The following is a 219-nucleotide window of genomic DNA, read 5'->3' as shown; positions in this document are numbered from 1 at the left end:
ATGTTCAACTAAGTACCAATACCAAGCTTCATCTTTAAATTCCACAGATACACGATCATCTTTCACAACAATCTTTAGGCTATCCCTTAAATGCGTTCGCTTGTTTTTATTTTAGGTTTTAATTTACTAGCAAAATACTTGGCTGCTTCATCTAATACATCCAGTTCAACCTTTTTATTCACACGTAATAGCGTATTGATATCTTCTAAAGCTTCAGCA

1 pseudogene is annotated in these 219 nt (G+C 33.3%); it reads right to left on the bottom strand.

The features are described from left to right. A pseudogene (locus MR167_RS32650) lies at positions 1–219 on the bottom strand (HK97 gp10 family phage protein); the annotation flags it as partial.

Origin of the sequence: Bacillus cereus group sp. BfR-BA-01355, assembly GCF_022663675.1 — a bacterium.
GTDB lineage: Bacteria > Bacillota > Bacilli > Bacillales > Bacillaceae_G > Bacillus_A > Bacillus_A thuringiensis_S.
The sequence above is the reverse complement of the archived record's forward strand: the minus strand, read 5'-3'. Positions and strand labels throughout refer to the sequence as shown.